This is a genomic window from Orientia tsutsugamushi str. Boryong, assembly GCF_000063545.1.
Taxonomy (GTDB): Bacteria; Pseudomonadota; Alphaproteobacteria; order Rickettsiales; family Rickettsiaceae; genus Orientia; species Orientia tsutsugamushi_C.
Genome location: NC_009488.1, coordinates 1,676,247 through 1,697,219 on the forward strand (window position 1 = coordinate 1,676,247; position 20,973 = coordinate 1,697,219).

17 protein-coding genes and 4 pseudogenes are annotated in these 20,973 nt (G+C 32.3%); 15 read left to right on the forward strand and 6 right to left on the reverse strand.

Annotation, left to right across the window (positions count from 1 at the left end):
* Positions 1 to 19: 19 nt before the first annotated feature.
* From OTBS_RS07915 to OTBS_RS07980, 13 genes and pseudogenes are all read left to right on the forward strand, one after another.
* Positions 20 to 184 (forward strand): hypothetical protein, encoded by a 165-nt coding sequence (locus OTBS_RS07915; protein WP_232488983.1) that lies wholly within the window; start codon positions 20 to 22, stop codon positions 182 to 184.
* Positions 185 to 574: 390 nt separating this feature from the next.
* The gene (locus OTBS_RS07920; RefSeq protein ID WP_080571893.1) at positions 575 to 1,813 is read left to right on the forward strand and encodes a tyrosine-type recombinase/integrase; all 1,239 of its coding nucleotides are present in this window, start codon (positions 575 to 577) and stop codon (positions 1,811 to 1,813) included.
* A gap of 125 nt (positions 1,814 to 1,938) precedes the next feature.
* The gene (locus OTBS_RS07925) at positions 1,939 to 2,274 is read left to right on the forward strand and encodes a hypothetical protein (protein ID WP_011944246.1); all 336 of its coding nucleotides are present in this window, start codon (positions 1,939 to 1,941) and stop codon (positions 2,272 to 2,274) included.
* Positions 2,274 to 2,825, forward strand: a complete 552-nt coding sequence (locus tag OTBS_RS07930) for a TraE/TraK family type IV conjugative transfer system protein (protein WP_011944688.1) — start codon at positions 2,274 to 2,276, stop codon at positions 2,823 to 2,825. Before OTBS_RS07925 ends, OTBS_RS07930 begins: the two co-directional genes overlap by 1 nt.
* Positions 2,822 to 3,223, forward strand: coding sequence for a hypothetical protein (locus OTBS_RS07935; RefSeq protein ID WP_011944247.1), 402 nt, complete (start codon positions 2,822 to 2,824; stop codon positions 3,221 to 3,223). Before OTBS_RS07930 ends, OTBS_RS07935 begins: the two co-directional genes overlap by 4 nt.
* Before the next feature lie 111 nt (positions 3,224 to 3,334).
* Entirely contained in the window at positions 3,335 to 3,799 is a 465-nt protein-coding gene (locus OTBS_RS07940) for a TrbI/VirB10 family protein (RefSeq protein WP_011944248.1), read from the forward strand.
* Positions 3,799 to 4,089 carry a hypothetical protein gene (locus OTBS_RS07945; RefSeq protein ID WP_011944249.1) on the forward strand — a complete coding sequence of 97 codons (291 nt, stop codon included), beginning with the start codon at positions 3,799 to 3,801 and terminating at the stop codon, positions 4,087 to 4,089. The genes OTBS_RS07940 and OTBS_RS07945 overlap by 1 nt, the downstream gene beginning before the upstream one ends.
* 52 nt (positions 4,090 to 4,141) lie before the next feature.
* A pseudogene (locus OTBS_RS07950) lies at positions 4,142 to 4,965 on the forward strand (TraU family protein); the annotation flags it as partial.
* 80 nt (positions 4,966 to 5,045) lie between these two features.
* Positions 5,046 to 5,366 (forward strand): type-F conjugative transfer system pilin assembly protein TrbC, encoded by a 321-nt coding sequence (gene trbC, locus OTBS_RS07955; RefSeq protein ID WP_011944350.1) that lies wholly within the window; start codon positions 5,046 to 5,048, stop codon positions 5,364 to 5,366.
* Positions 5,363 to 7,054, forward strand: a pseudogene (traN, locus tag OTBS_RS18510) (conjugal transfer protein TraN). The gene trbC and the pseudogene traN overlap by 4 nt, the downstream one beginning before the upstream one ends.
* Before the next feature lie 5 nt (positions 7,055 to 7,059).
* Positions 7,060 to 7,764: pseudogene (locus tag OTBS_RS07970) on the forward strand (conjugal transfer protein TraF).
* Positions 7,761 to 9,061 (forward strand): annotated as a pseudogene (locus OTBS_RS07975) (conjugal transfer protein TraH). Before OTBS_RS07970 ends, OTBS_RS07975 begins: the two co-directional pseudogenes overlap by 4 nt.
* 313 nt (positions 9,062 to 9,374) lie before the next feature.
* Positions 9,375 to 10,331 carry a type IV secretion system DNA-binding domain-containing protein gene (locus OTBS_RS07980; RefSeq protein ID WP_041621523.1) on the forward strand — a complete coding sequence of 319 codons (957 nt, stop codon included), beginning with the start codon at positions 9,375 to 9,377 and terminating at the stop codon, positions 10,329 to 10,331.
* 1 nt (position 10,332) lies between these two features.
* Here the strand turns inward: OTBS_RS07980 and OTBS_RS07985 are convergent, their stop codons facing one another.
* The 3 genes from OTBS_RS07985 to OTBS_RS13060 form a co-directional block, all read right to left on the reverse strand.
* Complete coding sequence (locus OTBS_RS07985) at positions 10,333 to 11,244, reverse strand: Rpn family recombination-promoting nuclease/putative transposase (protein ID WP_011944584.1); 912 nt, start codon at positions 11,242 to 11,244, stop codon at positions 10,333 to 10,335.
* A 50-nt stretch (positions 11,245 to 11,294) separates the two neighbouring features.
* The gene (locus OTBS_RS17010) at positions 11,295 to 12,398 is read right to left on the reverse strand and encodes a toprim domain-containing protein (RefSeq protein ID WP_232489038.1); all 1,104 of its coding nucleotides are present in this window, start codon (positions 12,396 to 12,398) and stop codon (positions 11,295 to 11,297) included.
* 880 nt (positions 12,399 to 13,278) lie between these two features.
* Positions 13,279 to 15,747: an AAA family ATPase gene (locus OTBS_RS13060; RefSeq protein WP_232489062.1), complete on the reverse strand. Its 2,469-nt coding sequence runs from the start codon at positions 15,745 to 15,747 to the stop codon at positions 13,279 to 13,281.
* Positions 15,748 to 16,040: 293 nt separating this feature from the next.
* Between OTBS_RS13060 and OTBS_RS08000 the strand changes: the two genes are divergently transcribed.
* The gene (locus OTBS_RS08000; RefSeq protein WP_011945025.1) at positions 16,041 to 16,496 is read left to right on the forward strand and encodes a conjugal transfer protein TraD; all 456 of its coding nucleotides are present in this window, start codon (positions 16,041 to 16,043) and stop codon (positions 16,494 to 16,496) included.
* Between the two features lie 94 nt (positions 16,497 to 16,590).
* Positions 16,591 to 17,139, forward strand: coding sequence for a hypothetical protein (locus OTBS_RS08005; RefSeq protein ID WP_011945026.1), 549 nt, complete (start codon positions 16,591 to 16,593; stop codon positions 17,137 to 17,139).
* Positions 17,140 to 17,219: 80 nt separating this feature from the next.
* On the opposite strand, the gene OTBS_RS08010 is transcribed toward OTBS_RS08005, so the two are convergent.
* From OTBS_RS08010 to OTBS_RS17015, 3 genes are all read right to left on the reverse strand, one after another.
* Positions 17,220 to 18,053: a hypothetical protein gene (locus tag OTBS_RS08010; RefSeq protein WP_157866439.1), complete on the reverse strand. Its 834-nt coding sequence runs from the start codon at positions 18,051 to 18,053 to the stop codon at positions 17,220 to 17,222.
* Positions 18,054 to 18,237: 184 nt separating this feature from the next.
* Positions 18,238 to 18,813 (reverse strand): HD domain-containing protein, encoded by a 576-nt coding sequence (locus tag OTBS_RS08015; RefSeq protein WP_011945028.1) that lies wholly within the window; start codon positions 18,811 to 18,813, stop codon positions 18,238 to 18,240.
* 100 nt (positions 18,814 to 18,913) lie between these two features.
* Positions 18,914 to 20,515: an ATP-binding protein gene (locus OTBS_RS17015; protein ID WP_011944723.1), complete on the reverse strand. Its 1,602-nt coding sequence runs from the start codon at positions 20,513 to 20,515 to the stop codon at positions 18,914 to 18,916.
* Positions 20,516 to 20,973 lie beyond the last annotated feature (458 nt).

The following is a 20,973-nucleotide window of genomic DNA, read 5'->3' on the forward strand; positions in this document are numbered from 1 at the left end:
AATGGAGACTGATGAAATAATGTTGGCATTTTTAAATTGTGAACATATCAATAAACTACTTGATAAGCTGGACTTGATTAATCATAGTTTTGATAAACGCATTAATCTTGATAAAGTTAAAAAAGCTATATTTTATGTAAAAACATTGCCTACTAATAAAGCTACAAAGACATATCAAATATAAAGAAGAAAAAATGTTAATTTTTATTAACTTCTATACTTTATAGAACCTACTATTAACTTGTGTTAACTTTTATTAATATTTATAATTAATCTTCAACTTTAACTATAAATATATTTCCAATATTTGTCAATATAACAAAAAAATTAAAGCAAAAGGTTGACAAAAGGTTGACAGAAAATTTAGGAAATTGGGGGCCAGTTTTCAATCTAGAGGTTAATCTAATGATCGAAAAATATATACAATCTAGGATTGATAAGTGATTTTTAAGTTATATGTATTATGAACAAATTAGTATAAAAATTTGCTATCAAATAAAAAGTATAATATAGATCATCTGTTTAATTAAACGTAATACTTTAATAATAAATATTAATATTATGTGGGGTGATTATGACTTCAATATCATCAAAGTTTATAAATCGAGCACTACGTAAAATTAAAATTCCTAAGGGAGAAAAATTATTAATTATCCACGATCCAGATATAATAGGACTTAAACTGAAAATCTCATGTACAGTCTGTGGAGGAATAGTAAGAAAAACATGGATTTTAGAACAAAAATATAAAAACCAGAGTTTAAAAATAAGGATAGTGGAATTTCCATATTTATCTATTAAAGAAGCTAGAAAAATAGCAAGAGAATTAAAGACATTAATGGCGAACGGAATAGATCCAAGAGCAGTAAAACATCAACAACAGATAGAAGAAAATGAGAATCGTATAAAAGAAAGAGAAAGAAAAGCTAACGATATTACATTCAAAGAGCTGTGTTATAAGTATATTGAAGAGTATGCCAAAATATATACTATAAACTGGAAAGAGAATGCTGACAGAGTACATACTTATGCACAAGCATTATATGAAAAAAAGATAAGCAAGATTCGAATGAGTGATATTGAACCAATATTCAATGATATCAGCAAAGAGGGAAAATATGCCACAGCAAATGCATTGCTAGCAACCTTACGCACTATATTTAATAAGGCAATAAAATGGGGATTAATAGAAAACAATCCTACTCTAGGGATAGAGCAGCATAAACTGCAAGCAAGAGAGAGACGTCTAAGTTACGATGAAATGGGTAGATTTTTACAAGTATTATGCGGAGAAGCAAGTCCATTGATAAGAGATTTTGCATTACTAGCGTTATATACTGGAGCTAGAAAAAGTAATGTGTTAGAGATGGAATGGGACAATATAGATTTTGAAAGAAAAATATGGCATATACCAAAAACTAAGAACGGAAAGGCGCAAAATATACCATTAACAGATGAGGCAATGGAAATATTGCAAGCAAGGAAATTAATATCTACAAGTAAATGGGTACTACCAAGTTCTACTAGCGAAAGCGGACACTTATCGCATCCAAATACCGCATGGAAGATAATTTGTGAAAAGGCAAGCATAAAAAATTTCAGAATACACGATCTAAGAAGGACGTTTGCAAGTTGTATGTGGGATGCAGGCGAAAGTCAGAGGACAATTAGTATAGCATTGAATCATATTAATCCAAACTCAACAATACCTTATACTATAGCTTGTATGGAGTTAGTACGAGAGTATATGTCTAAGGCTATACAAATAATTAGTGAATGTGCTAGAAGTTATAATATTTATAATACTATCTGACTGATATAAACGTTGTGGTAAGAATAGTGCGATTTCATGTCGCACATGCATATATGAACACTAATTATTGCAGGTAAAATCTGTGTTTGAAGATATTTAGCTAATTTAAACATTATAGTAGCAGAATGAGAAATCTCATGCTACAATTGAGGCTGAAGGTGATTATACAAAATCAAAAATTATGTTGGGCATTATCGAGGCCGTTGAAGTATATGGGTTTGAGCATTGACGAATGGGGAGTAGTGCTAGCTGGAGTAGCTCCAGGAATTGTACTACTAAACAGCAGGCATGCTAAATTAGGCCTAGCCTTTATGGTTGGAGGAATTGCTCTATGTTATTGCTTTAAGAAAATTAAGAAGGTATCTGAGAATTTTTTGCTAAAAAGTTTTTTAGTAGCTAAAGGTTTATTGCCAGCTCCATTAGGATATCCAAGGCTTTTGGGCAAAAAAGTTGGCAAGTAATGAATCATCTCTTTAAGCAAAATGCTATACAAGAGCTGGTTAAATATAATAAATGCTTACTTTCAGTAACTATATTGCTAGCTGCAGCTAATATAATTGCGATAATGGCTGCAATTACCAAAGAAGAAAAGTGGTTATTAATTCCAGCAATGGAGCCTGATCGTAAAATGATGGTTTCATCAAAAAATTACCATGAAACCTATTTAAAGGAATGGGCAATTTATGTAACGAAACTCTTATTTACTACTTCTCCAAATGAGGTAGAAAGACAAATAGCAGACATGAAAGTTGCATCTAGTAATACTGAATCTTTAAATAAATTTTTTCATGATCACTTGCAATTTGTTAAAGGCTCAAATGTGTCTTCAGTCTTTTTTCCGAAGAAGGTTGAAGTGATAAAGGATGGAGTATTAATTAGTGGAACGCTTCGTTATTGGTTTAGCGATAGTAAACATATAGCTGTCGATAAGACTTACCTTTTGACTTACAAGCGAAGTCCTAATTACCTTTTGTTGTTAACTGGCGTTAAAGAGAATGGAATAAAAAAATGAGTATTAGAATTTTGAGGTTTATGATAGGGTTTATTGCTTTAGTCAAGTTTAGTGATGTATATGCGGTAGAATATGAGTTAGAAGTTGATAATTTGCTGAAGCTTGAGATTTCTGATAGTGGGCCAACAAGAATTAATCTTAAAGATGAAAAAATCAATGATATTTTTATGTATCCTCAAAATGCAGCCGAAGTTGTAGTTCATGAGTCTGGATGTTTGTTTATTGCTCCACGAGAAGAAGAAAAGAAGCTTTATTTAACAGTAATAGGAGAACACAAAACAATTCAAGATTTAATGTTAACTTTTACTCCAAAAACTCCAAGCCATGTAACGCTTATTAATGCTGCTACAGAAGAAGCTGAAAAGGATAATTCAAAAGGAAAAATAAAATTAGCTTAAAATGCTAGTTTTTACTTTAAAGCTTGTTAAGCTCAGCATCAAGCATATTAAAACTGCTTCAAAGTAAAATTTCATTATGGAGATATTATTGAAAACAAGGCGGAAGGCTGGTTGATAGGTGAAGATGGACGTTCTGGAATTAAAGGAATCGTGGTAGATAAATCGTCTAACATAGCAAGCATGGCTGCATTAAATGGAGTATTTAGCAATATTGCTAAGTTTCTACAAGCTAAGGCTATTAAACCTGATATGCTACCAACTTTAAACCTAGTAGCTGGAGGTCATCAACAACAAGAGTTTCAGATTGGAGATGCGCTTCAGTCTGGAGCTTACTCTGGAGCTAGTAATGCTTTTGATAAGCTAGCTGATTTTGCTATAAAACAAGCTGATTCTATGAGCCCAGTCGTTCTTATTGCGTCAGGTAGAGTCATCGATGTTGTATTTAAAAAAGGTTTTGACTTACGTGAGCACAAGAAGAAGCCACATAATTTAACTTATTCACAATCAACTAACAATGAAAAAGTTAATTTGCATAATAAATTCGACCAATCACAAAAGTTAGAGGAGCATTTATAATGAAGTTTTTATTATTGCTATTGGGCTGTATGAGCCTAACAAGCTTCTTTTTCGAAAGTAATTTTGATTGTAAAATTCCTAAAGGGCAAAAATGTAAGTCTTTATATGAAATAAAGAAAATGGCTGCTCAAGGAGTTTTTGACCCTGATAATGTTGAGAAAGTTGAAACATCAAAAATTAAATCAAAAAGGCGTTGTGTTCTATACTGTAAGCGATCTAAAGCAGTTCAAGGTGTAGCTGTTGTTAACACTTCACCTAAAAAACCAAAAATGAGTGATATTGCAACTTAAAAATGATTTATGTGATAATATAGGTTAAATTACTATATCTCTGTACTTTACAAACACTTCAATGCCTGATACTAATGCTTCTGGTAGACTTATATGTCTTTGTCCTAAGCCAGGGATTCCAATACCTGTACCTGGTATATTCCGGTAGGATTTTGGGAGCCAGTACGCCTTGTAGATGTTACAAAGTCGCCAATGTGTATGGTAAGTCTTGGAGGTTTGTCATTTGGAAGTGCTACTCAAAAAGGCATGAAAGATGAGGCTGAAGGAAGTGCTTTTTATCACATTCATTGGTATGTCTATCCTGTGATTTATTGGCTGGAAATTTTGCTTGATTTTATTTGTCTGGAAATGGCTGCAGTCGATATAGCATATTTAACAGAGTTTGATCCATTATGGAGTGATGACGCTAAATCTGCGATTTTAAATCCAGAAACGCTGTTGTTTCAAAATGTAGCTGCTTATCAAGCATGTATAGCTGATTGCATGAGTTGCAGCGCTGGTTTATTAGCAAGTGATTATGCTTTTTGGTGTGCTGAATGTCAAGGAATGCTTTACCCTTTTACTGGAACAGCTGCGGCGCATAATGGTGGAGTTGGAACATCTGTATTAATGGTAAGTAAGTTTATGGCTAGAATGCATAGGCAACTGATGTTATGGGGATATTATGGTTATAAAGGCTTATGTGGCAAGTATCCCATGCCTATTATGAAGAAAAGTCAGTATCGACTACAAATGACTTATCCGATTCCAGAAACCAGATCCTGCAAGAGCATAGGCCAAACAGAAGCTACATGGCAGGCTGGAAGAGAATTTCCAGTTAATGGTGAAGATTTTGGTTACTTGATTTGGCGAAAAAGAGATTACTGTTTGCTTTGATAAGGGTTAGAGAGGAATATGGTTATACGAGTAATGATGTTGATGGTTTTATTATTTGTTAATAATGCTAATGCTTTTTTTTGGGCCAGCAAAAAACTTTTATTTTTGTCTCATTTTCAATGAGTGATGAGGCTTTAAAAAGCTATTTTGCTGAATCTCAAAAGGCTGGAGCTCAATTGATTATGCGTGGGTTAATTAATAACTCATTTACACAAACAAAGAATAAAACTATGGAGCTTGGTATTAGCTTCGATATAGATCCTAGCTTGTTTGAACAATATAAAATTGATGTTGTTCCTGTGATAGTAATAGATGATGAAAAAAGAGGATTAACCAAGAAATTAACTGGCCATATTCCTTTAGCAATAGCATTAGAAATTATGAATGAGAATACTCAATGAGATTATTATCTATATTAACTTTTTGATAGTGCTCAATATTAGCTGTTGTTTAGCTTCAATGCAAAGCAGTTATAATGAAGCTAGCAACTATAATGTAAATCTTGGAAATTCTTCAAATACACAAGAATTATTTCATCAAGGTAGTAATGTCAATTATCCTAACAATGATGAGGATTTAACCTACCATGGCCGTAATCAGCTTGGTACAGAAAGTGGGGCAATGTTATTTCAAGCTGAAAACAGTAAAAACAATGCCTTAACTCAACATAATATCAACGATCAAAATTATATGATAGCTAATTCAATGAGAATTGAATCTGATCCTTTAAGTGCCCTTGATAGCAGTAACTTCGTAACTCAGACAAGTAAAACTAATACTGAAATTATTCAAAGTTGTAATGAAGGTAGTAATTTTAACATTGAACTTATTCGAGAATTAAATGTTGAGTGCAGATTAGAGAATGTATGGCTTTCTTGGCAAAACCGGCAAATGGAATTTGCAACAGAAGAAATAGTAGAGAATCATAGTAATTGGCTTAATGGTCGTGCAGATTTCCATGACGTAGATAAAAATAATGAAAAAATATACAAGTTAGCAGGTGATAGCCAAATGGCTGCAAGACGAATGAGGAGTGCTGTTGCTGATAGGCTTGGCGTATCTATAGAGCATATTGGAACAAAGTTTATATTATATCAAAAAGAGGTAAAATATGTATACTTCGCTATGACTACAGAGATAAGACTCAAGAACTAAGGGAAGTAGCAGAATATTGGCAAGTTGTAAAGCCTGAACTTGAACAATTAATAGAAAGTAATGAATGCTATGAGGTGAATAGACTCAACTATGAGAGTGGTGATAGAGTATTTTTTGACAAGTTTAGAGTCAATCGTTCATATTGGAAACAAAAGATTGTTTTTTCTTGTACTAGCGATCCAAAAGATGGTTGCAAACACCTTAAAATTCAAAATTGTGAATTAAAAACAGCACTTGCCAAAAATCAGTAGCAAATATTTGTTTACTATGGCAGCATGACTATAGCTGTTCAACTGATGAGCAAACAATGCTACACTCATCATTGCGTAATAACTCAATTTTTTGTTTAGGAGGTAATTGCAACACTCCGACTATTATACCAAACAGAGATATAGCTAAGGTAGCTCATCTAGCGATGCTAAATCAGATGAGCAAGGACATTAAAACAAATCCCGTTTCTGTATTTTCAGGTAAACATCGAAAATGCAAAAAAGATGTATTTAGTTTTTTGAATTGCTGCTCTTCAATGACTGGCTGGGGGCGTGATATAGGCTTATCGCAATGCAAATCTAAGGAACAAGAATTAGCTCTATATAGAAAAAAAGGTTACTGCTATTACATTGGAACCTATTGTTCTTCAAGAATTCCGATATTGGGTATTTGCCTAGCTAGAAAGTCTACTTATTGCTGCTTTCAGTCAAAACTTGCAAGAATTTTTCAGGAAGAAGCAAGAAAGCAGCTAAAAATAGACTTCGGTACACCTGAATGTCCAAAGTGTAGAGGCCTTACTGTTGAAGAGTTACAAAAAGTTGATTTCACTAAAATCAATATGGATGAACTATTTGGAGATATACTCACTAAGGCTCAAAACAGCATGAACAAAGACATTATTGCAGGAATCAAAGATAAAGTTCATCGTATGCAACAAACTTAGTCTAAATGAGCAGATTATTAATGTTTATGATATTAATTAGTCATTTATCCACTGTTGATGCTTCACCAACAAGATTTTTATGGTACAATGATAAACATGGTCATGAGCTTGATGACTCTGCTGCTAATTCTAAGTTGATGAGTAGGCCTCATGACCAGAGAATCGAGGAATTAAAGGAGCGATTTAATCGAGCTTAGCGTATAGCGCTGGATAATCCAACGCTCGAAAATGTGATTACAGCTCAAAGATTGCAGAAGCAAATCATGGAGAAGGCTCATAAGTTTGCTACTATGTGGCAACTAGCTACTCTACTTGATTACCAACTGATTAATGCTAATGAGCCTGCTAATAGCTTACATAGAAAGCTATATCAAGAAAAATCAGAGCAAAAAAATGATTTCAAACTCAAAAACATTGCTAAAAACTGGGGATTGATTTTGCAAGTTAAACAAGATTGCTTGCTCTGTAAGGCCTTTATGCCTATTGTTCAGTGCTTTGCTAATAAATATGCATTTCAGTTGCTAGCTGTCAGTAAGAATAATGAGTTGCTTAATAAACTAAATCCTAAGCATATTGTACCTGTATTATATTCAGTAGCTAGCGATGGTAAAAAAATATATGCAGTAGCTAGAGGCATAATCTCTGAAGATAAAATTATCGACAATATTCTAGCAATCGATAGATATTATCATAAGTTGGAGACTACATGAGCACCAAAATCAGAGTTTATGCCATTACAATGCTATTATTGCTACAAGCTCCAGTATCACTAGCTTGGAATATCGAAAACGTATTTCAAGGAATGAGTATTAATGTCACAAGATCTGGATCATATCAAGATCAAGCGGCTGGATATTATGCGGCTGGCGGATTATCTGCCAGAACAAGCCAAACATCATTTCAGCCATTTGCTATAACTCCACCATCTTTAAACATGAGCTGTAGCAGTATTGATGCCTATCTTGGTAGCTTCTCTGTTATTTCTGGAGAAGAATTAGTTCAATTGATGAAAAACATTGGTTCTCAAGCTAAAGTCTATGCTTTTTCATTAGGATTAAAAACATTTGCTCCACAGATTGAGAACGCTCTCAAGGACTTACGTAATCTAGCAATGGAGATGAATCAATTTGCCAAAGGAGATTGTGAATTAACAAAAGCATTATTTGCTACAGCTTTACCAAAGAACTGGGCTATGAGAGAAGCTGTTTGCCGTGATATACAGTCACAAAGCGGGTTTGATTATTTTGCTGCTGGTAAAAAATGTCGTAATGATTTAGCCCAAAAACAAGCTCTGCGACAAGCACAAAATAAGGATTCAGAGTTATGCTGGATGATTATAACATCTTCACTAAAGCAGCAGCAAAGGTTGGAATACCATCAAATATGCGTGATTCAATCATGTCTATGACTGGCACTATCGTGGTTACAAACAATAATGTGTACTTTTTTGACTCCTTAGCTCAGGATGAAAAAAGTTGGATTAGTCATTTAAAAGGTGGAGAATCAGCTTCAATTTACAGCTGTGATAGTGTTAGTTGCCTGCATCCAAGCCTACAACGAAATATCACAATATCACCAGAGCAGTCTTATGCAGGTAAAGCTAAGCAAAAATTGACTGATCTAAAAAATAAGTTTGATAAGAATTCTGAATATAGCAACTCTGAGATAGCCTTTTTATCTTCGATTGGAGATATATTTCCAATTTATGATTATATCACATTAGAAGCTATTTCTGGAGTCACAATTTTAGAGATCTCATCAGAATTAATAGCTAGCTATACATTAGTTCAGCATTTGAAGGAAGTAATCACCGAAATACGTAGAGCCGTTACTTCACTAGGTGCTAAGCAAGTTTCGAATGAACATTTAGAAAGATATTTGAAGGAATTGAATCGAGTACAACTTTTTGCAAATGAAAAATGGACTAGCCTACAAACCGATGCAAGTCGAATAGATAAAAGGGCTAGATTAATAGAGCAGCATTTAATAGCGAAGGAGAAAAGTTAATGGATTACGTAATATACACATTTGGTGGTGGAGATCTGTTATGGCATGTGTTTAATGGCATAGGCAGAGGTCTTTGCTTCAAATAGCGAATACTTCACTCCAGTGGGTCACTTAGCCTTGACTATTGGTGGCATATGGGCTGCTACTAGGGCTATTTTTAGAGGAAATATCGGCATCTTTGCTATGGGAATGGTTTTTTCCATCGATATTTATTTTTACGCTGTTATTTGCCCCCAAATCTACTGTTTGGCTGAAGGATGAAGTATCAATGAGTGCGCCAGTAAAGGTTGATAATATTCCCATAAGTATTGCAATGTTTGCTTCTCTTTCATCGCAAACGAGTTACTTTGTATCTAAAATTGATGACTTTTTTGCTAAAAATGCTGAATTAGTCTTGTCTGAAGCGTTGAAGCTATATCAGGATGACAAAGATATCATAAAACTAATTCATACAATCATTTACTCTGATAATAGACAATTTGTAAAAGCTTTTAGAAACACCGCTGTATCAGGCATTATAAGCGAAAGCGCGCCTGAAACTTCTGCAGGAATTCAATCTACTCTTGGAAAGAATATTACTTCGCTACAATATTTAAAGCCTGGAGGTAATTTTAGCATCAAGGAATGGTTTAGTAATTCTGCTGAAACTGGATGGTTATTTATCACAGCTAACCCAAGTCAAAGAGCTACTTTACGCCCACTTATTTCAGCCTGGATAAGCATAGCTATCAAGGCTTTGATGTGTAGAAATCCTAATCATGATAACAAAAACATGTGGTTTATACTTGATGAACTTCCAGCTCTACAAAAAGTTTCGTCTTTACCAGTTGCTTTAGCTGAAAGTAGAAAGTATGGAGGTTGCTTTGTTGCTGGATTGCAGAATATTCATCAATTAGAAGCAATATATGGTTCTGCTGAATGCGCTTCTATGCTGGATTTGTTTAATAGTAAATTTATTTTTCGAGTTAGCGATCAGGTTACAGCTTATAAATCAGCATTAACACTAGGTGAGGAAGAAATTATTGAAACTCAAGAGAACTTGTCATATGGATCAAATACTATGAGAGATGGAGTAAATATGAATAATGTTGAGCGTAAAAAGCTTTTAGTTATGCCATCTGAAATTATGAATCTACCAGACCTTACATGTTATGTAAAGCTTGTTGGTAACTTTCACATCACAAAACTAACTATGAAGCTACAAAACTTAAATATAGCATATGTTTGGGGATATACATTGCTCAAAAAACTTAAGTTAGTGAATTATTAATTCAAGAATTATCCATGCTAACTTTTAAATTAACCACTTCTTCGTTTGATAACCCAGTATTTTCAGCAATAAATTCAACTGAAAAGCCAGCTTTTAATAAGTTCCTTGCAAGCCCTTGTGCAGCTTCAGCTCTGCCTTTAGCTATGCCTTCATCAATATATTTTGCAGCAATAGTTCTCATAATATTACCTTTTTCTTCTTCAGATAAATACTTAGCCAGAATCTGCTCTAATTCTGGTTGCTGATTCTCTAGTAATTTAGTATCAGTATACCATAAAAATGATCTTAGGTAAACATAACCTTTTTCTTTATCAAGTATTAAAACATGTTTGAAGTTTATTAGAAACTCTTGCCAAAGCTTTAACATATCTCGTTGATGAATGTGTTTTAGCATATATTCGAGCATTCCGATATGCTTTTTCCTAATAATTTCATCATTCGACATACTTTGCAAATCGACTAATTGATAGTCAGAGGTCATTAATTGCTTAGCTATCATTGAATCGGTAAATAAATCCCACAAATTTCTAGGTGCGTTGTAGACTTCTTTGCCGTTATAGATCACTAAATTATACACTAATGGTAATTTAGTTTTTTCTTTCTTATGCCTTTCGCACAATAACAATGTGTATCTCCATAACCGCAGAGCTGTCCAATAATCAACGGTTGATTGAGCTTCAATTAATATATAAATAAAAGCATTGCCATGCTTTTTGGTTGCAACTTTATAGACGATATCGCTATATTTTTTTAACGATTCTTCTATATAACTTTCTTGCTCTACTTTTATTTTTGATAAATCTATTAAACTCTTGAAATCACTTGGTAAATAATACTCTAGAAATTCTTGTGCAGCCACTGGATCGCTCATGATTGTCTTTGCCAATGAATCATGCTTTAATTTTTTTGTCATATTTTTCAGCCTATAGTTTTTTTTATAAAAAATGCTGCGTCATACTCTGCCTAGTGTTTCAGACATAATCTTGGTTGTATATTAGTTTGTATGGATTTATTCTTTTCATTAAGTTTTCTTATTTCAGGGCTGATAATATTTCTAACAGCATATAATCCTTGAGTTTTTAATACATTATTGAAGTCATTTTTGACTGTACAGACTACTGCTTCCTTATCCTCTAGAACTTTTTCAGCTTTTTCAGTATTTACGTCATTTTTAACTGCTAGAATGATCTTTTCTTTTGAGGCAGGATTATAGTTTTGCAAATTTTGGGCTTCAATGGCACATAAGATTTTTCCTTCGACTCCAGCATGTTTAATGCTTAGAGCAGTTTCAATATTCTCTGTAAGAATTGTTATAGAAGAGTAGTCTGAATTTTGTTGAGCAATTTCAACAAATGATCCACTAATTGTACCAACAGAATTTTCAGCTGCATCCGCTTTATTACATGTTTTTGAATTCAAGGCTAATATCTTAGCTCCAGTAATTTCATCTTTGTCATTTTTAACAAAAATAGTGAGTGCAGGCCAGGATTTTTGAGTCTCTTCATCAAAAACCATATTTGCTCTTAAATTAGGATTGTCAAAGATTTTTGAACTATAAATTTCTGTATGATTTTCTAAAAATTTGTTGACTGTTGTTACTTCCGCATTAGCTTTTTCCTTTTTGTTATAGTCGTATAGGGGCAAAGATTTTGCATATAATTCTTTAACGTCACTTTGATTAGGTATTTCAGATGATTTATTTTGTATTTCGTTCAATTTAATAAGTTTGGCAATTTCAGGTATTATAATCTGTCTAATAGCTTCAGCCCCATGAATTTGTAATAGGTCGTTGAAATCACCTTCTTGTGTTGGCATCACTTTTAACACCTTTGCTCCACTATTTTCGAGTGTTTTTTTCGCTTTATCAACAGTATTCATTGTTATAGAATTTTGTCCATCATTATCTGCCGCTATGATTATGTTTTCTCCTTCAAATGGTTGATAGTTCTTGAAATTATGTATGCCAATAGCAGCGATAATTTTTCCATTAATTCCTGCTTGTTTTAGACTTAAAGCTGTTTCAACGCCTTCTGTTATAATTGTTATAGGCGAATCATGTGGTGCCAATGGAGTAATTCTAACAAACGATTCGCTAATTTTGCCAAAAGCCCTCCTAGGGACTGAAATATCTGCCTTATCGCACGTTTGCGAATTCAAATATACAACTTGTACACCAGTAATTTTACCTTTCGCATTTCTTGAAAATGCTGAAAATGCTGGATAATTTTCATTCGTTTCTCTATCAAGAATTACACTTGCTCTCAAGTCAGAATTCATTGTAAAACAATCAATTCCTCTATGTTGTTCAAGATATCTTTTTACGATTTGAACTTCAGTATTATTAGTAAAATATAATGGAGAAGACTGATTATAAAAGTATTGAACTTTTCGAATTTTAGCTAGCTCATTTTGAGTGGCTTCTTTATGTACCTGCCGAGGATAAGACTCATTATAAGTTGACATTCCTACTATGCTTGTTAGATATTCCTTAGCTCTAACAAAATCACCGCCACGTTCTTTTCTAGCTAAGTCAAATAAATCTCCACCTTCGCCAGAACTAAAGTCATACCATTTTCCAGCATGCTTGCCACTAGTATTGACGACAATTTTCCCTTTATCTCCCCAACGTGTCTCTCCACGTCTTGATAAATGTTTATTAGGCTCTCCAAGCAAATCACATGCTATGGTTTCTGCATGAGAAGCTATTCTGTCTCTCAATTCTTCCATTAAATTATGATTGTTTGAATTATTGATTTTATCAGTCATACAGAACCTCACCTTCGCTAAATTTATTTGTATTTTTACCGTTTAAATGGTATAATATTTTTGCTGAGTGATTGTTGAGATAGTATTTCTGTTAACGAATCTCTCTAAGTTTCAGGACTTTCGCATTCTGCTTAGCAAAGTCGTATTTTTATTACCCTTGAGCTGCTCTATGCAGCTCATTTTACCTTCGAATACTAATTCTTGGATTTTGTTGTTCAGGCTTTGTGTTGATTTTTTCTGTAGTTGAAATATCGTTTGCGGTCTTTGTAGCCTTTAATTCATTATTTGGACTTATTTCTGATTTTCTTATATCATTAACTATATTAGGTTGTTCGATCTTAATGTCAGCTAATTGCTCTGGTTTTTTATCGTACTGATAATATTTAGCGTTTTTATGAAATCTGTCTCCTACATCAGTTACTATAGACTTAAACCAACCACAAATTTTACTTAAAATAGTTGGATTTTCTTTATTTAAATCTTCATTAGTTTTTAAGTTTATGCTTGCTGATTTATCATTTGGTCTGCTAAGCTGATTTATTAAGCTGTTAATGCTTCTAGTTGCTTCCTTATTGCAATATAGCTGTAATTTCTCTATATGCCTTGTCATAGCTACGTATGAGCTGCTTATATTACTTACTCCATTATGTAAAACGTATACATCTTTTATAGAAGCTCCCTGGGCCTTATAAACAGTACTTGCATAACCATGTTTAAATTGTATTTTGCTTGGGTCAAAACTCACATCTTGTCCTGCATCTGTCTTAGCTACAAATTCATTTTTATTAACCGAAGTTAAAGTTGCAAATTCACTATTTTGTATTTGTAAATCCTTATCGCTTTTTTGAAATACAATTCGATCTCCAGCCATGTAGGACTCTTTCCTTCCAGCTATTGAACGCCTATATTCTGTGCCTTGTAGCGTGCCATTAGCTTTTAACAAAGATCTAATACTTGAATTAAGAATGTCTACCTCTTTATTACGTACTGTAATTACCAATTTTTCATGTAGCTTAAACTTGCTTAGACTCCAGTTGTATCTTAACTTACTCATTGAGTCCTGCAACGTATTATCAAACTTAATACATTTATTTTGTCTCAGTAATGTTATACCGCTTAAAATATTACTCTCAGCAAACTTTGTTGCTGCTTCTCTACTCCAGTTTTCACTTTGTCTTCGAATATTCACTAAAACATGTGAACTGAAAATATTACTCAGCATCTCAAACATTCCGCCTCTTTCTATTGAAGCTAACTGCTTTTCATCTCCAGCAAGTATCAGTTGACAATTATTGTTTCTAACTACTCTAAACAGCTCTGCATATTCTCTAGTAGCAACCATTCCAGCTTCATCTACTACTATTAAACTGTCTCTAGTAACGCTATTTTTATATAAAAATCCTTTTATTGTATCACATTTCTGGTAGCCATTATCCTTCAGCACTGATATAGCCTTATGTGTAGGAGCAAGTCCAATAACATTTTGTCTACGATTTGTTGCAATTTTATATGCTTTTGCTAAAACAGTGGATTTACCTGTTCCAGCTCTTCCTCTTAGTATTCTAACTCCACTATTACTAAGCAAAATACGTCGTAGAGCATGTTTTTGCTCTTCACTAACACTTGTTAAGCTTTCGATATCGTTTTTAAGATGATAAATATCATTGTAATAAGCTTGAGTATCGATTTTATTAGCTATTCTTATTATTCTTGCTTCCTCATCTCTAACCTCAGTTGTCGTAAAATATTTACTACTTTCACCATCATCATGATATAACTCTAGTATTCTATTTGAACTAAGCACTTGCTGAACTAACAGTTCTCTTGCTGTTAGGTCTGGTATATCTTTCACGGCTTTTTCAATATCATGCTTAGTAAAAATAGATTTGTAATGTGTTATAGAATCCGTTATTACATCAACATCATTAATAATCTTCAAATGAGCCTCTTTACGTAACTCATTTTCATTTGCAACTTCATTAATTAAACCCCTAATTCTAGTAGGTCCAATATGCTCTTGCGGAACTGTACTTATCTTATCAACTCTATTTGTTAAGCCTAATTTAGCAAAATATGCATTAATTATTTCCTTCACTTTTTCGTGAATCATCTCAGCTTCTGGAATAATAAATGCCTTACCTTTTGATGTTCTGAATTTAGGCTCCAAGTCAACAGCTTTACCACCTAATTCTTCGCCATTCTCTTTAAATCTTCTTGTAGTAACCAATATATGCACATGCCAGTTTTTATCTCCTCTATGAGGCTTATGAATATCTATCTGTACTCCAAGACCATTTTTTACCCATTCCATTACATCAACTATTTGATGAGTTATTTCTATTCTATGCTCTAAATTCAATTCCTTATCGTCTGGCAGTGCTATTACGATATCCTTCAACAACTTACTGTTTCTTCGTTTTTCTGTTTGTTCCACCTCATTCATTAATCTTTGGACATTCTTGAATTTTTGATTTACATAATCTGGTATCAGTACTGTATGATATACGTTATCTTTCTTATAAGAGAAGTTATACCTTATATTTGTCTGCTCATTTTTAACAATAGTTCTTGCATTATACGCTGCCTTACAACAACTATCTCCTCCTTTACTTCTACTTAAAAATTCAATCATTGCAAACTGTATAGCCATCTCAACACCAATTCTCACCTGAGTTTTAAGTTAGCATGGTTTTTTTGATTTTGCTAGCACAAACTTCTTTTTTTTAACACTCAATCGGCTAATGAGTGCTCATTTTTTAGCAGTAAACTTTCAAGTTTACATATTGCGTATAAGCTTATTCTTTAATGAAGCTTCTAACCTGAATTCACGTTTTTTTGACTATAATTATTTGATGTTGGTTTGGCAGGTGCGGTTTTTTTCTTTACTGGAATTTTATTTTGATATATTCTTGCCTGATTTTTTTATCTTTCTGAATTACTAACATGGCAAATCTTATGCAGCAAAAAATTACTCTCCAACAAAAAAAGGCTAAGCTAATCATGGATGAGGTTAACCTTAAAATTAAAGAACGTAAAATGCGTACTCGACGTCTTATCGAAATGGGTGGATTAGTTGCTAAGGCTAAGCTTGATCACTTATCAGCAAATACTTTATTTGGTGCAATTGTTTCACTAAAAGAAACTTTAACACAACATCCAAATGTTCAGAATCATTGGACTACAATCGGTAAAGATATTTTTGATAAAGAACAGCAAAATAAAGCTGCCGTGATTTTAAAATTTTCCTCTGAACCAGACGAAAACACTAAGCTCCACATTCGCCTTCATGGCTTAAAATGGAATAGCTTTCACCAAGAATGGTGCGGCCATGTTAAGGATATTGAAGCCTTAAAGAATGGCCTTCTTAATGTTCAATATAATCTAAAATTGGTATCCTGAATTGAAAATATTTAAGCAACAAAAAAGTTATTGCTAATTAGCTAGTATAATTTATAAACTTATAATATAAACTTACTTAACAATAGGGTGATTTATGTATAGTACTAATTTTTATCAAGCTGAATCTAGTAGCGAAAGTTCGATAAATATAGCGCAGCTAGCTACAACTTTTACATTAAAAAAAGAAGGCAATAATACTTTAATCTTGATTGGATGGAGTAATATTGAATATGCCAATATTATTCAACAAGTAAAATTGAATTGTAATAGAGAAAAAGAATCAGTTAGTTATCGTTATGTAGATAGTGATAGTAGTTATATAGCAATAGAATATCATGAGTACGCTGTACAAACATGCAATACATTATACGCAGTAGAAAACTTTAATTATGACCAACTTATGTCTGTAGTATTAAAGTATGATCATGAACCTCTTAATTATCAAAGACAAAAGTCATTAGATAATAAGGATTTAACCATTGCATGTAATGATTTGAGTGAAAATCTACTAGAGCAATTAGATATATTCACTGATGACAATAGACTTGCCTATTATAGTGATAATATTCGTGTTCATAATTATGATCAATTTAAAGATTTTATAGGTGGTATATTATTAAGTGATGTTCCAGAAGAAAGATAATACATGCAAATACTACATGTATCTAATCTAGCATTAATAAGCATAAAGAGACACTCAAAGTTAAAGAAGGACGGGCATTACTATGCAGTAGTGCTGCCAATTGGTTGCATATCAGCAATAGCTTCATTAAGCTCTACAAGACTTTCATACAAATTATCTTCTTCATCTTCTTCATCTTCTTCATTAGTAGTGCTGCCAATTGGTTGCATATCAGCAATAGCTTCATTAAGCTCTACAAGACTTTCATACAAATTATCTTCTTCATTTAGAATTTCGGTTTCTGTTTTTCTATCTTTAACATCAATAATATCAGTCTTAATATGCTTTACTGCTATAGTAGTTGGGCAAGTTAGCTTCTTCAAGAGCTTGTATGCCATATATAATGTTCCTCCTGCTGGTACTAAATATACTGCATATTCTGCAGCAAACTTCCAAGCTTTCTCAAAAACACCAGAAGCGTTTTTATCACTATCAATATTATCATCGAGTCCTTCTTTAAAAAGTTCCATAACTTTTTGTAGATAATTAATACAGTGATCTATAAAACAACGATTCAGACAATATCTTTGCTTGATAGGGTCATTACATGCTAACAATGTATCATTAAATTTAAACGTGGATATACTCTGGCTTGTACACTTGTCACCTACGCCTGAGCTGTTTTCCAAAAAAGGTCCTTCCACTTTAATACTCCGTTGTATATTATAAATAATAGCATCATAGCTATTATTAAGAAGCCTTGTAAAGAAATCACCACCTGTAGCATTACATTTCAACTGAGCTATGTTTTCTGTACTAACTGATGGTGCTGTATCTGTAATTGTAGTAACTGTACATCTATAGGTATAACCTGTTATATTTTTGTATTGTTCACTAGCTATAAAATCTTTAACGCAGCTAACAATATACTCCATAGTTGTTTTTGCTGCTTGTAAAGCTGGTATGTTATTAGTTATAATAGTCATAAATCACCCATATCTTGACTGTATTTATGTTATATTATGAGTTATCTCTATTACCTGTCAAGGATATTTAGCGCCTTTAACAATACTAAACTGATATTAATAGTATGATTGCTAGTTAGAAAAAGTTTGCATTCTAACTAGCATAAAGCTCACAGTATTTATTTAGTTCTATGGCAATTTCTCGTAATTTAAGGTATTCAGCAAGAGGTATAAATTCTTGCTGAGTTTCAATGAGTATTTTTTGTCTTTTTTCATAAGGTTTTATATGTATGGTTTGAATATTATGGAATCGATCGAAAAGCTTAATTAATAATAGTTCTGTTTTATTTTGCCTATAAAATGTTTGAATCATTTCTCCAGAACTGATTTTTTGATTATCCTTAATTCTGGTGAGGTCTGAAACCTGTTCTGCAATATTATTACCAAATTCTTGACTTATTATTTCTTTGGTTAGTGTTGTGTCTTCGAGTGTATCATGTAGTATTGCTGTAATAATCGTATCAGTTTCAAAGCTGTAGTCTGCAACCATATAAGCTACTTCTAATTGATGTGTGTAGTATAGTTCTCCAGTATCTCGCTTTTGCTGACCATGATATTTTTGGGCATAAAATATAGCTTTTTCAACTTTATCAAGATCAATTTCAGTATTAAATCTTACGTTGGTTTCAAACAGCTTATTTAGTAAGCTTTCGCTATAAAAGTCTATCATTTTTCATCTCTAAATAATCTTTAATAAATTATACAATAAATTAAACTTTTTATATACTTCAATCTCAGATAAAAACTGTAAAAGAAGCGAATTAATTTGATTAAAAAAGTTGTACTGGAATATTGCAAGTAATGGTTGTAAACTTGTCTTTTTCACTCTCTATTTCCATTTCTCCATTAAGTTGATTAATAAGGTAATTTACAAACCATAATCCTGATTCAAGCATTAGCGGACAGTCTCTTACCAAGTCAAAATCAGCTAATTTAGCTTTTATATTCCCTAATTTTTCTTTTGAAATACCGCTTCCTTTATCGTGTATTCTAAATTGTAGTATGTTATCGCTTTTTATATAATTTTTTACAGTAAACAAATGAACTGTAATTATAACCTTGTAGCTGTGATTAAATCTAATGACGCTTCCTATTAATTGACTTAATATAGCTTGTAAGTGATCATTATTTCCAATCACAATATCCTTCATTTTGTACTGAAAATTGTAATTGATTTTTATATCTTTCTCTTTTGCAATGTCTTCTAGTCTCCTGACAGCATCCTTTACTAACTTTTGTATGCTAAATTTTTTTAAACATAAATTTTCATTCTCAATTTCGCTTCTAAGCGTGTAAACTACATCGTTACAGTACTCTTGGAGATTTGCTGATCGATTTAATATTGTTTTCAGCTTATCTTTATTTTTTGAATCACTTAACATGATCTCGCTTGCTAGCCTTACAATTTCACTAGTTGCAATATTAAATCTATATTTGATATTCTGTATCAGATTCACACAATATTCTTTCAATGATTCAGCTACCTCGACCTGATACTTAGCTTTTCTTAACTTTGTTATTATCTCTATATATTCATCGATATTCTCCCTTTCTCCATTTACCAACGTAATTAGCATTGAAGGGATTTGTACTATCCATTGGTTACTTATTTTTTTTTCATAACATTCGCCAAAAGAAGAGTTAAAACTAGTTATTGGAACTTCAAATGCAAAAGTTATGTAATTATTTTCCTCTTTTGCTCTTAGCCTTCCTTTTAGCTGATGTATAAGATGTTTAATAAATGCTAATCCTTCTCCTAGTTCTTGATATGTTACCAAATTCAAATTCTCTAGTTCGGAATTTATTCTTTCTAATTTTTCTTTAGAAGGGCTTAGTACTATATTTTGTACTGTAAATTGTAATATTTCTGAATACTGATTGATGTTAATAGTAATCTTGCTATGCTTACTACTATTTATAATAGCACTACCAATTAACTGGCTTATTACTGCTTTTATTCGAAAACTATCTCCAATCAGAACTGTCTTTATATCATTTTGAACATTTAGATTTATATTCTCATTTTCAAAATTTTTCCTCATTCTGATAACAGTATTATTTATTAGTGATTCTATGTTAAATGTTTCAATCCTTATATTTGTTGATGCTATGTATTGTCTAAATAAAAAAATTATTCCATTCAGAGAAGCTATTATATTTATCTTTTTTTTATCATAGTTATTTACGATTCGCCTAAAATATTGTATCCAATCTATGAGTTTTATGCTTACTTGCCCAGATTTTTCCAGCTGACAGTATAGTTTTTGCAATTCTGCATCTACCTGTTTTATTGTTGTGCTATTAATTCCTTCTGTAGATAATTTTTCGGTTAATTTATTGATTTTATTTTGACCTTCGTCTTCAATAGGCATAGAATTCTCCTGCTATTTAAGTTGTTAAATTGCTTCCTAGAGATTAAAAAGAAAATTTTGCGGTTTAAGTTTTAATCTCTATCAGAATATTATCTAAATCTTAAATCTCAGATAATATCAGGTATACAGTATCATTTCGATTTTTATCAGTACATGACTTTTTGTTATATTTATGAAATTTTTTTTCATAATATTACACATTGATGCGAAATTATCGCATTGTCATTTACATCTGAAAAAAGCAAAATATCTTTCAAAATGAGATATACAATTGATCCTGAGTTATAAAAGGACTTTGATAATTTAGTATATTAATTGAAAAAGTTCTGGACTTATCTTATTTGCTCTTAACTTAAACATCAGGTTCAAACACGTCTTTAAAACGACCTATAATATCTAAAATATAAAAATCAAGCGCTGTATTAACTAAGTCAAAATCTTTTTTCTCTATAGAATTA